Annotated in this window: 15 protein-coding genes; 1 reads left to right on the forward strand and 14 read right to left on the reverse strand. The window is 69.7% G+C overall.

Annotation, left to right across the window (positions count from 1 at the left end):
- Nucleotides 1-21: 21 nt before the first annotated feature.
- From ACIBK0_RS19050 to ACIBK0_RS19075, 6 genes are all read right to left on the reverse strand, one after another.
- Entirely contained in the window at nucleotides 22-924 is a 903-nt protein-coding gene (locus tag ACIBK0_RS19050) for a YncE family protein (protein ID WP_399081091.1), read from the reverse strand.
- Nucleotides 921-1,907 carry a 3-hydroxyacyl-CoA dehydrogenase NAD-binding domain-containing protein gene (locus ACIBK0_RS19055; RefSeq protein WP_399081093.1) on the reverse strand — a complete coding sequence of 329 codons (987 nt, stop codon included), beginning with the start codon at nucleotides 1,905-1,907 and terminating at the stop codon, nucleotides 921-923. Before ACIBK0_RS19055 ends, ACIBK0_RS19050 begins: the two co-directional genes overlap by 4 nt.
- A 68-nt stretch (nucleotides 1,908-1,975) precedes the next feature.
- Complete coding sequence (locus ACIBK0_RS19060) at nucleotides 1,976-2,758, reverse strand: crotonase/enoyl-CoA hydratase family protein (protein WP_399081095.1); 783 nt, start codon at nucleotides 2,756-2,758, stop codon at nucleotides 1,976-1,978.
- A complete protein-coding gene (locus ACIBK0_RS19065) occupies nucleotides 2,755-3,987 on the reverse strand; it encodes a CaiB/BaiF CoA transferase family protein (RefSeq protein ID WP_399081097.1) in 1,233 nt (410 codons plus the stop codon). Before ACIBK0_RS19065 ends, ACIBK0_RS19060 begins: the two co-directional genes overlap by 4 nt.
- A gap of 5 nt (nucleotides 3,988-3,992) precedes the next feature.
- Nucleotides 3,993-5,219, reverse strand: a complete 1,227-nt coding sequence (locus tag ACIBK0_RS19070) for an acyl-CoA dehydrogenase family protein (RefSeq protein ID WP_399081099.1) — start codon at nucleotides 5,217-5,219, stop codon at nucleotides 3,993-3,995.
- Between the two features lie 430 nt (nucleotides 5,220-5,649).
- Entirely contained in the window at nucleotides 5,650-6,249 is a 600-nt protein-coding gene (locus tag ACIBK0_RS19075) for a flavodoxin family protein (protein ID WP_399081101.1), read from the reverse strand.
- Between the two features lie 133 nt (nucleotides 6,250-6,382).
- Here ACIBK0_RS19075 and ACIBK0_RS19080 point away from each other — a divergent pair, with 133 nt between their 5' ends.
- Nucleotides 6,383-6,784: a winged helix-turn-helix transcriptional regulator gene (locus tag ACIBK0_RS19080; protein ID WP_399081103.1), complete on the forward strand. Its 402-nt coding sequence runs from the start codon at nucleotides 6,383-6,385 to the stop codon at nucleotides 6,782-6,784.
- Here the strand turns inward: ACIBK0_RS19080 and mutM are convergent.
- The 8 genes from mutM to recG all read right to left on the reverse strand — a co-directional run bounded on the left by mutM (nucleotide 6,757) and on the right by recG (nucleotide 14,322).
- Nucleotides 6,757-7,617, reverse strand: a complete 861-nt coding sequence (gene mutM, locus ACIBK0_RS19085; RefSeq protein ID WP_399081105.1) for a bifunctional DNA-formamidopyrimidine glycosylase/DNA-(apurinic or apyrimidinic site) lyase — start codon at nucleotides 7,615-7,617, stop codon at nucleotides 6,757-6,759. The genes ACIBK0_RS19080 and mutM overlap by 28 nt on opposite strands.
- 166 nt (nucleotides 7,618-7,783) lie before the next feature.
- Entirely contained in the window at nucleotides 7,784-8,641 is an 858-nt protein-coding gene (gene rnc / locus ACIBK0_RS19090) for a ribonuclease III (RefSeq protein WP_399081107.1), read from the reverse strand.
- Nucleotides 8,642-8,660: 19 nt separating this feature from the next.
- Nucleotides 8,661-8,834: a 50S ribosomal protein L32 gene (gene rpmF / locus ACIBK0_RS19095; protein ID WP_028802425.1), complete on the reverse strand. Its 174-nt coding sequence runs from the start codon at nucleotides 8,832-8,834 to the stop codon at nucleotides 8,661-8,663.
- A 2-nt stretch (nucleotides 8,835-8,836) separates the two neighbouring features.
- Complete coding sequence (locus ACIBK0_RS19100; protein WP_399081109.1) at nucleotides 8,837-9,481, reverse strand: YceD family protein; 645 nt, start codon at nucleotides 9,479-9,481, stop codon at nucleotides 8,837-8,839.
- Nucleotides 9,482-9,714: 233 nt separating this feature from the next.
- On the reverse strand, nucleotides 9,715-10,779 hold the full coding sequence (locus ACIBK0_RS19105) for a cell division initiation protein (protein WP_399081111.1): 1,065 nt from the start codon (nucleotides 10,777-10,779) through the stop codon (nucleotides 9,715-9,717).
- Nucleotides 10,780-10,878: 99 nt separating this feature from the next.
- Complete coding sequence (gene coaD, locus ACIBK0_RS19110) at nucleotides 10,879-11,358, reverse strand: pantetheine-phosphate adenylyltransferase (RefSeq protein WP_399081411.1); 480 nt, start codon at nucleotides 11,356-11,358, stop codon at nucleotides 10,879-10,881.
- Nucleotides 11,359-11,384: 26 nt separating this feature from the next.
- Complete coding sequence (gene rsmD / locus ACIBK0_RS19115) at nucleotides 11,385-12,005, reverse strand: 16S rRNA (guanine(966)-N(2))-methyltransferase RsmD (protein WP_399081413.1); 621 nt, start codon at nucleotides 12,003-12,005, stop codon at nucleotides 11,385-11,387.
- A gap of 103 nt (nucleotides 12,006-12,108) precedes the next feature.
- On the reverse strand, nucleotides 12,109-14,322 hold the full coding sequence (recG, locus tag ACIBK0_RS19120) for an ATP-dependent DNA helicase RecG (RefSeq protein ID WP_399081113.1): 2,214 nt from the start codon (nucleotides 14,320-14,322) through the stop codon (nucleotides 12,109-12,111).
- Nucleotides 14,323-14,447 lie beyond the last annotated feature (125 nt).

Below are 14,447 nucleotides of genomic sequence, written 5' to 3' on the forward strand. Positions count from 1 at the left end.
CCAACGGCGGCCCGGCGGGGGTCAGCCCCTCGTTCCGGTCAGTACGGCACGGGCGATGCCGGTGAGGTTGCCCTGCAGGACGAGGATCTCCCTCTGGTTCGATCCGTCGAGATGGGCCGCATAGACGTTCCCGGCCAGGTCGGTCACGTACATGCGGCCGTCGTCCGGATCGAGGGCGAGGCCGATGCCTTCCATCAGGTGGGTCAGCAGGATCTCGGGCGTCCGCCGCCCGTCCGGCGGGTCCAGCGGCGAGCGGTTCACGCTGTTGCCCCGCGGCGGGTCCCCGCGATCCGTCCAGTACAGCATGCGTTCCTCGAGGTCGAGCTCCAGGTCGATCGGCTCCGGCAGGCCCTCGAACAGCACCTCGATGTCGCCGCGTTCGGCCGCTGTCTCTCGGGCGGGCAGATCGATTCCGGCCCGCAGGATCTTCCCGAGTCCCGCGTCGCTCGGGCCCTTCTGGGACCAGTAGAGGTGGCCGCCGACCGGGTCGACGGCGACTCCGACGCACCACCTTGTCTCGTCGCGGCGTTCGTCCTCTCCCTGTCCCGTCTGTACGAGGGTCTGGACGTTGGAGCCGTCGAGGTCGCAGCGCATCACGCGCATGCCCTCGCGATCACCCCAGTACAGCTTCCGGCCGGCGGCCTCGAGATGCAGCTGCTTGGGCGTGTGCGTGACGCCGCTCGGGACGATCGTCGTCCGGTTGCCTCCGTCCAGGTCCACGCGCTCGATCGAGCCGTCGTTCTCCGTCGGAACGCCCATGTTCGTCCAGTAGATGTGCCCGGCCGCCGCGTCGACGGCGACCCCGTCGGGGATCCTGCACCCGCCGACGAGAACCGTCTTGTCGGAACCGTCGGGGTTCACGGAGAACAGCCGACCGCCACTGCTGGCCTCGAGCACGAACAGTCTCTCCTGGCGCTGCGTCACGGTCCCTCCTCCGCCTCGGGACCGGCTGCGGCGCTCGGGCCGTACGGGTCGTGCTGGGCACGCACGGACAGCAGGGCCGAGAGCATCGCGTCGCGCCGGGCGGCCAGCTCGTCGACCGAGTGGCCGTCCGCCTCCTCCAGGACACCGCGCATGATCTGCTCCTTGAGTTCGGGCGTGAACTCGGGGGTGCCCAGTTCCTGCCAGGACGCCACCATCCGCGGCATGAGGGTGTCCATGAAGTGCTCGATGCCGCCCTCTCCTCCGCCGAGATGCCACAGCAGATGGGGGCCCATGACGCCCCATCTGAGCCCCGGCCCCCAGGACACCGCGTCGTCGGAGTCCGCCACGTCGAGCACGCCCTGCTGGACCAGGTACACGACCTCGCGGTACAGCGCGGCCTGGATACGGTTGGCGACGTGCCCGGGAAGTTCCTTCTTGAGGTGAATCGGTTTCTTGCCGATCGCGGCGTAGAACGACATGACGTCCCGGACGGTCTCCGGGGCGGTCTTCGTCCCGCCGACGACCTCGACCAGCGGGACGATGTGCGGGGGGTTGAAGGGATGACCGATGACGGTCCGCTCCGGTCGTCGGCACTCGGCCTGGATGAGGCTCATCGTGATGCCCGACGAACTCGACGCGATAATCGCGTCCGGCGGCGAGGCGTCGTCGATGTCGGCGAACAGTTTGACCTTGAGGTCCGGGCGCTCGGGTGCGTTCTCCTGCACGAGATCGGCGTCCGCGACGGCCTGCCGCAGGTCCGCGGTGAACCTCAGGCGATCGGGCGAGGCGTCGGGGGCGAGCCCGATCGAGGCCGCCGCGTCCCATGCCGCCGACACGTACGACCTCAGGGCCGTCTCGGCGCTGGGGGAGGGGTCGGTCGCCGTGACGTCGAAGCCGCGGACGAGATAGTGCGTCGCCCAGCTCGCACCGATCGTGCCAGTGCCGACGATCGCCACGCGGTGGACGGGTGTGTGCGCATTCATGGCTGGTCACGGCTCCTGGAAGTCGGACGCGGGTGGTGGGGCAAGGGAAGCGGCCGGCGTGGCGGGCGTCAGCGGCCGCGCCAGACGGGGGCGCGCTTCTCGGCGAACGCCCCCGCGCCTTCTCGCGCGTCCTCGCTGGAGAACACCCCGCTCGTGATCTCGTCCTGGCGGGTGAAGGCGTCACTCTCGTTCAGGCCCTGCGTTTCGCGCAGGACCTCCTTGACGGCCGCCAGCGCCAGCGGTGCGTTCCGCGCGACGCGCTCCGCCAGCTCGCGGGCCCCGTCCAGCGCGGCGCCCGGTGGTGTCAGCTCGTTGACGAGCCCGTACTCCTTGCCTTCGGCGGCGGTCAGCGGCTCGCCCGTCAGCAGTACGCGCGCGGCGACGTGGTACGGAAGGCGGCGCGGCAGCCTGACCAGTCCGCCCGCCGCCGCCACGAGACCACGCGTGACCTCGGGAAGGCCGAACCGGGCGTCTTCCGCGGCGACGATCAGGTCGCAGGCGAGCACCATCTCGAAGCCGCCGCCGAGTGCCCAGCCCTCGACCGCGGCGATCAACGGCTTGCGCACCGCCGTGCCGGTGAGCCCGCCGAATCCGCGGCCGGGGATCACCGGCATCTCGCCCTTGGCGAATGCCTTCAGGTCCATGCCGGCGCTGAACACCCCGCCCGCGCCCGTGAGGACGCCGACCGCCAGCTCCGGGTCCGCGTCGAGCAGATCCACGGCCGCCGCGAGCTGCACCGCGGCCTCGTGGTCGACGGCGTTCTTCTGCGCCGGGCGGTTGATCGTGATCGTCAGTACGCCGCCGCGGCGCTCGTGGAGCACCATGTCGGACGCTTCGGGCGTCGTGCTCATCGCGGCGCCTCCGCTTCCGTCGCGCCGGGGATCGCTCCCTTGGAGCGCAGCTCGGCGATCTCGGTGAGGCCGAATCCCAGCTCGGCGAGGATCTCGTCGTTGTGCTCGCCCAGATCGGGCGCTCGCTTCGCCGGCACCTTCGGCACCCCTCGGAGGTTGACCGGGCTGCTGATGGTTTCCTCCAGCCCGCTGACTCCTTCCAGCGGCACGACGATGTCGTTCGCGCGCAGCTGCGGGTCCTGCGCGGCCTCCTCCGGCGTCTGAATGAGGCTGAAAGTGACGCGTTCCCGGCCCAGGGCGTCCTTCCAGTCGGCGAAGGGCCGCGAGCGGAACTCGGCGTCGAGCAGCTCGCTCAGCGCGGCGGAGTTCTTGACGAAGCCCTCGACGTCCGCGAAACGGGGATCCTCGAGCAGCTCGGGGTGCCCGATGGCCCGCGTCAGTCCCGGCCAGTGCGGGGGTGAGGCGACCAGCATGAACCACTCGTCGTCCGCGGTCCGGTACGGGTTGATCAGCGGGTTCGCCGGCGCCTTCCGGTCGTGCAGCTCGAACGGCGTGCCGCCGGCGAGCGCGCCAGCCACGAGCGTTCCCGTGGCCCAGACGCCCGCGGCGAGCAGCGACGTCCCGACACTGGCCCCTTCTCCCGTCCGCTCACGGCGGTACAGAGCGGTCACGATCGCCGCGTAGATGGCGACCGCCGACATGTAGTCGCCGCTGCCCCACACCGGCACCGTCGGCGGGGCTCCCGCGTCCCGGGTGGAGGCCAGCAGCCCGCTGCGCGACCAGGCGGCGGTCAGGTCGAAGCCCGGCTGCCCGGCGTCGGGGCCGGCATCCCCGAAGCCGGTGATGTCGGCGTAGACGACCCGCGGGTTCCAGCCCGCGACCTCGTCGTAGCCGAGGTGCAGCTTCTCGCGCGTGCCGTGCGGGAAGTTGGTGATCACCACGTCGGCCCACTCGACGAGGCGCTTGAGGACCTCGGTGGCCGCCGGTGACTTCAGGTCGATCACCATGCCGCGCTTGTTGCGGTTGGCCAGGTGCCAGCTGTAGTTGGCCTGCGCCCGGGGACTGGGCGGCACGGAGCTCAGCCGTCGCTGGGGGTCGCCCGCCCCCGGCGGCTCGATCTTGATGACGTCCGCTCCGAAGTCGGAGAGCACGGTGGCCGCGGCCGGTCCCGCGATGAAGCTCGACGCGTCGAGGACCTTCAGGCCGGTGAAGACGGATTCGGTGGTCATCGTCATCACCTCACGAAGGCGCTCAGGCCGTCGGTGACGGCGCGTCCGACGATGAGGGTCTGGATCTCGCGCGTGCCCTCGTACGAGTAGATGGCCTCGGCGTCGGCGACGAAGCGGCCGACCTTGTAGTCGAGGAGGATGCCGTTGCCGGCCAGCAGTTCCCGCGCCCACCCCACGCTCTCGCGCATCCGCACGGTGCAGTAGGCCTTCGCCAGGGCGGACTGTTCATCCCGGAATACCCCGGCGTCCTGCAACTGGCCCAGGCGCGTCATCATCCCGCACGAGGCCGTGGCGTTGCCGAGCATCTTCACGAGCAGGTCCTGCACGAGCTGGAAGCCCCCGATCGGGCGCCCGAACTGCTCGCGCTCCTTCGCGTACTGCAGGGCGATCTCGTAGGCGGCGAACATCACGCCCACCGCCTGCCATGCCACGCCGCTGCGTGTCTGGCGCAGGATCTTGGTGGTGTCCTTGAACGAGTTCGCGTTCTGCAGCCGGTTGACATCCGGAACGCGGCAGCCGTCGAGCACGATGTCGGCGTTCTGCACGATCCGCAGCGCCATCTTGTTCTCGATCTTCGTCGCCGTGAACCCGGGGGTGTCCTTCTCCACGACGAAGCCCAGCACATGACGGGTCTCGACATCGCGGGCCCAGATGACGACCAGGTCGGCGAACGTCGCGTTTCCGATCCACCGCTTCGCGCCGTCGAGGATCCATACGTCGCCGTCGCGGCGCGCGGTCGTCTGCAGGCCGCCGGCCACGTCGGAGCCGCCGTGCGGCTCGGTCAACCCGAAGGCGCCGATCTTCTCGAAGCGGCTCATCGCCGGCAGCCACCGCCGCTTCTGTTCGTCGGAGCCGCAGTTGAGGATGGTGCCCATGGCCAGACCTGTGTGCACGCCGGAGAACGTGGCCACGGACGCGTCGACATGCGCCAACTCCAGCGCGAGGAAGCCCGAGAGGAGGTTGCTCGGCTTGGATTCCGGGGAGTCCGGGTCGGCCCAGTCCATCAGACCGAGCCTCCCGAAGCCCTCGACCAGCTGAAAGGGGAACTCGGCCCGGGCCCAGTAGTCGTCGACGATCGGTGCGACCTGCGTGCGGAGGAACTCGCGGACGGACTCGAGCTTCTCCCGCTCCCCGTCCGACAGCAGATCCTCGTAGGCGTAGAAGTCGGCGGGCAGCAGCCCTTTGTCCAAGTAAGGACCGGACGGTGTCGGCAAGGTCGTTGTGCCACTCATGGCAATCTCCCTCAAGCGCTGTGGGGCGTGGCTCGGAGATCCGCGCCCGTCAGCGGCTCTCCGCGCCCGGCGTATGGGTTCCCCGGCGTGATTGAACGCGGATCCGGGGCCGGTCCCACGGACCCGCGCCGCACAGAGGGTGCTGTGTCGCCGCAGACCACCCCAGTGGCCGTCGCCGCCGGTGCGGGAGAGGTGAGGCGGGACTGTGAGGGCTGACAGAACGTCATGTCAGGAGCGGTGATGGAGCAGCCGCTGCCGGTGGGCAAGAAATGGGTACGCGAAGGCCGCGCCCACCTGGACATGGTGGGGGCGCGGCCTCTTCGTAGGTGCGTAAACGCTTGCGTAAACGTTTGCGCAAGGGTTTGCGTAAGCGTTTACGCGCCGTGGACATTCGCCATGGACATTTATGAGACGTACGCGCCGTAAACGCTTACGCGGCCACCTCGGTCGCGGCCGCACGCCCCAGCGCGAACACCCGGGCCGTCTCCGCGATCCGGCGGCCGAGGTGCTCGGCGGTGGCGATGTCGGCCTTGTGCACGGTCTCCGGGCCCTCGTCGACGTTTGTCTGTGCGGCGGCGCCGGCGAAGACGCCGAGGCGGTTGAGGTCGTGCTCGGAGGCGGTGCTGCTGTTCCAGCCGGGGTGCAGGCCGAGGTTGATCCAGTTCATGCCGTGCTGCGCGGCGAGGATCTGGAAGAACTGCAGGGTGTGCAGCTTGTCGCCGCTCTTGGAACCGGAGTTGGTGAACCCGGCGGCGAGCTTGTCCTTCCAGTCCTGCCCGAACCAGCGCTTCGAGGACGCCTCGGCGAAGACATGGAAGGCGCCCGACGCGGTGCCCATGTAGGTCGGCGAGCCGAAGACGATCGCGTCCGAGGCGTCGAGCAGCTCCCACTGCGCGTCGGTGATCTCGTCGACCTTCACCAGGTGGACCTGGGCTCCGGCCTCGACGGCACCGGAGCGGACGGCCTCGGCGAGGACGGCGGTGTGCCCGTAGCCGGAGTGGTAGGCGATGGAGACAACGGGGGTCGTCACGGTAGGTACTCCTCAGAGAGCGAAAACGGGAGCCGTGCGGAAGCAGCAGCTCACCGGTGATGACCAAAGGAAAGCACTAACTTCTGGTTAGTGCAACCTTCGGGTTAGCGCTGCATTCGAGTACGCTTGAGGCATGACCATCACGCAGGAGTGCACGGAGGAGCAGAACCTCCCGTACGACGTGTTCTCCAAGGCCTGCCCCTCGCGCGGCACGCTGGAGCACGTCACCGGACGCTGGGGCGCCCTCACCCTCGGCGCGCTGCACGAAGGCTCTCTCCGCTTCAATGAGCTGCGCCGCCGTGTCGACGGCGTGAGCGAGAAGATGCTGTCGCAGACCCTGCACGCGCTGGAGCGCGACGGACTGGTGCACCGCGAGGCACAGCCGACGAACCCGCCCCGCGTGGACTACGAACTGACCCCGCTCGGGCGCCACGTCGCCGAGCGTCTGATGACGCTCATCCAGTTCGTGGAGGGCCGCATGGACGACGTACTCGAAGCGCGGCAGCGCTACGACGACACGCGCGGCGCCCTCTGACACTTCGGGCAGAAGTAGCTGGACCGGTTCATCCAGGCGCGCCGCCGCATCGGCGTCCCGCACCGTCGGCAGGGCTCGCCCTCGCGCCCGTACGCGTCGAGCGAGCGGTCGAAGTAGCCGGACTCCCCGTTGACGTTGACGTACAGGCTGTCGAAGCTGGTGCCGCCGGCGGCGAGGGCGTCGTTCATGACGTCGCGGACGTGGCCGAGTAGCTCGGCGGTGCGCGGCCGGGTGAAGGTGCCCGTGGGGCGTTCGTAGTGCAGCTTGGAGCGCCAGAGCGCCTCGTCCGCGTAGATGTTGCCGACTCCGCTGATCAGCGACTGGTCGAGCAGGGCGCGCTTGATCGTGGTACGGCGTGCGCGCAGGGCGGTGTGGAACGCGGCGTCGTCGAAGAGGGGGTCGAGCGGGTCGCGGGCGATGTGCGCGATGACGTCCGGCAGGCCGTCCGGGGTCTTCTCATGCAGGGACAGCCCGCCGAAGGTGCGCTGGTCGACGAAGCGCAGCTCGGTGCCCTGGCCGTCCTGGAAGCGGATCCGGATGCGCAGGTGCTTCTCGTCCGGGACGTCCTCCGGCTGCACCAGGAGCTGGCCGCTCATGCCGAGGTGCGCGAGCACGGAGTAGGGGGAGTCGTCGAGGGGCAGCCACAGATACTTGCCGCGCCGCATGGCCTCGCCGACGCGCTGCCCGGCGAGCGCCTTCGCGAAGCCCTCGGGCCCCGCCAGATGCCGCCGCACCGCCCGCGGATGCCGCACCTCGACCGTCTTCACGACCCGCCCGCTGACCCAGCGCTCCAGGCCGCGCCGCACGACTTCGACCTCGGGCAACTCGGGCACGGAACTCCTCCGGAGGGGGCGGGACACAGGGCGATGCCCGCAGGGTACCGCGCGGTCAACGGGGGGCGGCCGGGCGGCCTTCGGGCACCTGTCCCTACACGAGCCCCGCCGCAGCGCGTTGCGCTGCGGCGGGGCTCGGTACTGCGCTACTTCAGTTGTGAAGGAATCAGGCCGTGGCCGGGTCGCTCGTCGGAGCCGAGGAGGTGTCGGCGGACCCCTCGGTGTCCTGGGCCGTCTGCTCGGCGGCCTGAGCCGCCTGCTCGGCGGCCTTGGCCGTCTTCGCGCGTTCGTCCGCGGCGGAACGGATCGCACGCCACGCGGACTCCGCGGCCTGCTGCTCCGCCTCCTTCTTGCTGCGGCCGGTGCCGGTGCCGTACGAGACGCCTCCGACGCGGGCGGCAGCAGTAAAGGTCTTCTCGTGGTCCGGGCCGGTCTCCGAGACCAGGTACTCGGGCACGCCGAGCCCCTCGGTCGCGGTGAGTTCCTGGAGACTGGTCTTCCAGTCCAGGCCTGCGCCCAGATTCGAGGACTTCTCGATCAACGGGTCGAAGAGCCGGTGGACGAGCTCGCCCGCCGCGTCCAGACCCTGGTCGAGATAGACCGCGCCGATCACCGCTTCAAGGGTGTCGGCGAGGATGGATGCCTTGTCCCGGCCTCCCGTGCCTTCCTCGCCCCGGCCGAGCCGGATGAAGGAGCCGAGTTCGAGGCCGCGTCCCACTTCCGCCAGCGCACGCGAGTTGACCACCGCGGCCCGCAGCTTGGCCAGTTGGCCTTCGGGCAGGTCGGGGTGGGTGCGGTACAGCGTGTCCGTGACCACCAGGCCGAGCACGGAGTCCCCGAGGAACTCCAGGCGCTCATTGGTGGGCAGACCGCCGTTCTCGTACGCGTAGGAACGGTGGGTCAGCGCACGCACCAGAAGGGCGGACTCGAGCCTGTAGCCGAGCCGCCCTTCCAGAAGCGTGTGGGACGAGGCTGTGTTGTCCGCCTTTTTCTTGGCGTTTGAGTCCGCCTTGGCGTCAGACATCAGACCTCTCACCAGCCGCTCAGACCTCGAGGACCTGGCGCTTGTTGTAGGTGCCGCAAGCGGGGCAGGCGATGTGCTGCTGCTTGGGCTCGTGGCAGCGCTCGCACGCAACCAGGGTGGGGACCGCAGCCTTCCACTGCGACCGGCGGTGGCGCGTGTTGCTGCGCGACATCTTCCGCTTCGGAACAGCCACGGCTACTTCTCCTGCTTCTCGTCGACGCCCGCTTCGGCGCCGCTCATCTCGTCCTTCTCGCCATCTTCGAGTGAACCGGCGAGTCCCTGCAGTGCCGCCCAACGGATGTCGACGGCGTCATGGTGGTGGTCCGGGTCGTCCGCGAGCCGGGCTCCGCACTCGGAGCACAGGCCGGGGCAGTCGTCCTGGCACACCGGCTGCATCGGCAGTGCGAGCACCACCGCATCACGCAGCACGGATTCGAGGTCGAACAGGCCGTCCTCGAGAAAGAGCCTGTCCTCGTCTTCCTCGGCGTCGTCGGCCGGTTCCGCTTTGGGGCGGCCCCGGTCATCGGCGTCAGGGTACGAGAACATCTCCTGGAAGTCCGCTTCGAGCTCCTGCTCGAGCGGCTCCAGACACCTTACGCACTCCCCCGCGGCCCGTGCACGGGCGGTGCCTGTGACAAGCACACCTTCCATGACCGACTCGAGGCGGAGTTCAAGCTCCACCGGGGCGCCTTCCGGTACTCCGATGACTCCCTGGATCCCGAGATCCTTGGGAGCGTTGATCGTGCGGGTCAAGCGCTGAAGCGCGCCAGGACGCCGCCCCAGCTCGTGTGTGTCGAACACGAGAGGGTTGCGGTGGTCGAGGCGGGTGTTCAGAGCCATTCCTGCTTTCGATCTTCGAAGCCCAAGGGACGCGGCCCCTGGTGTTCCGTGGGCAGCGTTGATCGCGGACGTACGCGCGACCGAAGAGCCAGGATACTGGACCTTTCGCTCTCGGCCCAATCCGGTGCGCGCTCCGGGTCCCGCGCACCGGCGTGCGCCCTGCCCAGAGCCCGGCCGCGCCCCGTACTCGGTGCCTGACGAGCCCCGCTTCCAGTGCCTGACGAGCCTCGCGCTCAGTGGCCGCCGCGCCCCTGCTCGTACGCCCGCAGCTCCTCGGCGCTGATCATGCCGGTGTCGAAGAGGCTGGTCTCGTCCAGCGCCTGCGGGTCCATCGCGTGCGCCTGCGGCTGGGCGTAGGTCTGCTGCTGGCTCTGGTCGTACGCCTGCTGCTGGTCGTAGCCCTGCTGCTGCGGGTAGGCGGCGTACGGATCGGCCTGCTGGTAGCCGTACGCGTCCTGCTGGGCGTACTGCTGCTGATAGCCGTACGGATCGGCCTGCTGCTGGTACGCGTAGGCGTCCTGCTGCCCATAGGACGGCTGAGCCGGCACCTCGGGCGTCTGGACGGGCTGCTCGGGGGCGTCGGAGAGCTCCGCGAGGCCGGCCAGATAGTCGGCGTCGCTGGTGTGCTGGACAGCAGTCCCGTCGTCCGTGAGGAGCCCCAGGTCGTCGCTGGCGATCCGGCCGTGCAGCTTCTGCCGGCCGCGGCCGACGGCCTCCAGGGTCTTGGCCAGGACGGCCTCGAAGGCGCCCAGCTTCACGTCGACGTACTCGTCGGCGTTGCGGCGCAGGGTCTCCGGGTCGTGGCTGCGCTCCGGGGCGTCCTCGTCCTCGTACCCCTGCTCGTCGACGCCGGGACCGGTGCCGAGGAGCTTCTCGCGGCCGCGGCCCACGGAGCCGAGGGTCTTGGTGAGGACGACCTCGAAGTTGGCGAGCTTGGAGTCGACATAGTCGTCGGCCTCCGCCCGGATCTCCTCGGCTTCCTTACGGGCATCCTCGAGGATGCGGTCGGCCTCGTTCTGGGAACGGCGGGCGACCTCGGTGTCGGAGATCAGGGAGCCGCGCTCGGTGTGCGCGGACTGGATGATCCGCTCGGCCTCCTGACGGGCCTGCTCCACCATTTCCTCGCGGCCGCCGATCAGTTCCTCGGCCTGGGCGAGGGAGCCGGGCAGGGCCTGGCGCACCTCTTCGAGCATCGAGAGCAGCTCGGCGCGGTTGACCACGCACGATGCCGACATGGGCATGGAACGGGCGCTGCCGACCGTCGACACGATCTCATCGAGCTTCTTCTGCACGTCCACCGTGTGCTCGCCACTCTCTACAGCTGTGATGGAGACGGACAGGTCGACTGTACGACCACTCCTGCCCCGCCCGACACCGGGTGACGGACTGTCACGGGCTCAGCCGTTGCCGAGTCGGTCCTTGAGCGCCTCGAGGACCACCGGCGGCACCAGGTGGGAGATGTCGCCGCCCCAGGTCGCGACCTCCTTGACCAGCGAGGACGAGAGGAAGCTGTAGGTGGGGCTGGTCGGGATGAACAGCGTTTCGACGCCCGACAGGCCGTTGTTCATCTGGGCCATCTGGAGTTCGTAGTCGAAGTCGCTGACCGCGCGCAGGCCCTTGACGATCGCGGGGATGTCGCGCTGCTTGCAGTAGTCGACGAGCAGGCCGTGGTAGGCCTCGACCTCGACGTTGCCGTACTCGGCGGTGACCTCGCGGATCAGCTCGATCCGCTCGTCGACGGTGAACAGGCCCTTCTTCGCCTGATTGATCATCACCACGACGTGCACGACGTCGTAGAGCCTGGAGGCGCGGGCGATGATGTCGAGGTGTCCATTGGTGATGGGGTCGAATGACCCCGGACAGACGGCGCGGCGCAACTGTGGTCCCTCGCTCTCCGGTCCGGTCATCGTGCGTCTTCGCACGTAGAGGCGGCGCGACCGTACCAAAACGTCCCCTCGCCGTAACGACGGGCCCGGAGCGCTGCAAAGCCGTCCGGCCACCTGAATTCGCCGCCTCTGGTGCTGCGCTCCACGGTGACGAGGGCTGCGGCCGCTAGCCAGCCCTGCGCCCGGAGTGTGAGCAGAATCTCGCGAAGATCGTCGTCCGAGACGACGTAGGGCGGGTCCAGGAAGACCAGGTCGTACGGGTCTGCCGGCGCCGGCCCCTGGATGATCTGCTCCGCTTTGCCCGACCTGACCTCGGCGCCCGGAAGGCCCAGTGATTTCACGTTCTCGCGGATGACCTTGGCCGCGCGGGCGTCCGCCTCGACGAGCAGGGCGTGTCCGGCGCCGCGGCTGAGCGCCTCCAGGCCGACGGCGCCCGAACCGGCGTACAGATCGAGCACGCGCTCCTCTTCCAGTGGGCCGCCGAGCAGGGACTGCCAGGTGGAGAAGAGGCCCTCGCGCGCCCGGTCGGAGGTGGGCCGGGTGCCGGTGCCCGGCGGGACGGCTAGGCGGCGTCCGCCGGCTGCGCCGGCGATCACGCGGGTCATCTCGGGTCCTTGTTCGAGCGGATGCTTACGGATCCAGTCTGGCAGGCGGGGGTGGGAGGTGCTTCGCGCCGGGGGCGGTCGCGAGTTCGTTCCGGTGGCTCGCGCAGTTCCCCGCGCGCCATCCGGGGCGCTGTCATCACCCCTTGTCCAGGTACTGCTCCCGCTCCTCGTCAAGCAGGGCCTGGAGAGCCGTGCGCAGTCCCGGGAGCCGCTCGAGCTCCGGGTCGGCGGCCACCACCGTCGCGGCCTCCTCGCGGGCCTCGGCGATGATCTCCTCGTCGTCGATGACGGCGAGCATGCGCAGCGAGGAGCGGACGCCGGACTGGGCCTGGCCGAGGACGTCGCCCTCGCGACGCTGTTCCAGGTCGATGCGGGAGAGCTCGAAGCCGTCGAGCGTGGACGCCACCGCGTTCAGCCGCTGGCGGGCCGCGCTGGCCTCGGGCATCTCGCTGACCAGGAGGCAGAGTCCGGCGGCCGAGCCCCGGCCGACCCGGCCGCGCAGCTGGTGGAGCTGGGAGACGCCGAACCGGTCGGCGTCCATGATCACCATCGCTGTGGCATTCGGCACATTCACCCCGACCTCGATGACGGTGGTCGCCACCAGGACGTCGGTCTCGCCCGCGGCGAAGCGGCGCATGACGGCGTCCTTGTCGTCGGGCTGCATGCGGCCGTGCAGGACCTCGACCTTGAGGCCCTGGAGGGAGCCCTTGGTGAGCTGGTCGGCGACATCGAGGACGGCGAGCGGCGGGCGCTTCTCCGCCTCGTCCTCGGGGGACTTCTTCTTGGTCTTCTTGGGGTCGTCCTCCTCGTCCCCGATACGGGGGCAGACCACGTACGCCTGATGGCCGTTGTCCACTTCCTCACGCACGCGCTCCCACGCGCGCGTGAGGAAGTGGGGCTTGTCCGCGGCCGGGACGACATGGCTGGCGATCGGCGAACGGCCCGCGGGGAGCTGGTCGAGGACGGAGGTATCCAGGTCGCCGAAGACGGTCATCGCCACGGTGCGCGGGATGGGCGTAGCGGTCATGACCAGCAGGTGCGGGGGCTGCTTGCCCTTGCCGCGCAGGGCGTCGCGCTGCTCGACACCGAAGCGGTGCTGCTCGTCGACCACGACCAGGCCCAGGTCGTGGAACTGCACCTTGTCCTCGATCAGCGCATGCGTGCCGATGACGATCCCGGCCTCGCCGGTGACCAGATCGAGCAGCGCCTGCCGTCGGCCGGCCGCGCCCATGGAGCCGGTGAGCAGCACGACCTTGGTGGAGTGCTCGGCCCCTCCGAGCATGCCGCCCTCGGCCAACTCCCCCATCATTTCCGTGATCGACCGGTGATGCTGCTGAGCGAGCACCTCGGTGGGGGCGAGCATGGCGGCCTGGCCGCCGGCGTCGACGACGGCGAGCATGGCGCGCAGGGCCACCATCGTCTTGCCGCTACCGACCTCTCCCTGAAGCAGCCGGTGCATCGGATGCTCGGTGGCGAGGTCGTCGAAGATCTCCTTGGAGACCTTCTGCTGGCCCTCGGTGAGGGTGAAGGGCAGTTTGGCGTCGAAGGCGCTGAGCAGGCCGTCCGGCTTGGGGGTGCGGGCCACGGCCGGGAGCTGCGCGTCGGCATGGCGGCGGCGGGCCAGGGCCACCTGGAGGACGAAGGCCTCGTCCCACTTCAGGCGGGCACGGGCGTCGTGCACGTCCGCCTTGGTGTGCGGGCGGTGGATCTTGAGGAGGGCTTCGGGGAGGGCGACCAGGCCGCGGCCGTCCCGGAGGGAGTCCGGGAGGGGGTCGACGGCCTCCTGGGCGCTCGGCAGCACCGTCTGCACCGACTTGGCGATCTTCCAGGACTCCAGTTTGGCGGTGGCCGGGTAGATCGGGATGAGCGCGCCCGCCCAGGAGTCGACGGTCTCGGCTGCGTCGTCGCCGTCGCCGCGCAGCAGCTCGTACGCCGGATGAGCCAGCTGGAGGCGGTGGTTGAAGACGGAGACCTTGCCGGAGAACATCGCGCGCGTGCCGGGCAGGAGGTCCTTGTGGGGCTTGTGCACGCCGTTGCCGAAGAAGACCAGTTGGAGGCGGCCGCTGCCGTCCGTGATGGTCACTTCGAGGCGCTGGCCCTTGCCGCGGGGAGCCCTGGACGAGGCGAAGGTGTGCAGGCGCGCGTCGGCGACCTGGGCGACCACCGTCACATGCTCGTCCATGGGCAGGTCGGCGAGGTGGGTGAGCTGCCCGCGCTCCTCGTATCTGCGCGGATAGTGGTGCAGCAGATCGCCGACGGTGTGCAGGCCGAGGTGCTCGGCCATCACCTTCGCGGTGGCGGGACCGAGCACCTTCTTCAGTGGTTCTTCGAGCACGGGCACGAGATCCATTGCACACCACTGCACTGACAATGCCGTATACGTCCCGGAAATCCGCTGGTCAGGCGGGTCGTTCCGGGCCTAGGATGGCGCGCTCCGGCCCTCTTCGCGGTCACCGTCCGCCGGGACCGCCCGAC

Source organism: Streptomyces sp. NPDC050564, from assembly GCF_044457265.1.
Classification (GTDB): domain Bacteria; phylum Actinomycetota; class Actinomycetes; order Streptomycetales; family Streptomycetaceae; genus Streptomyces.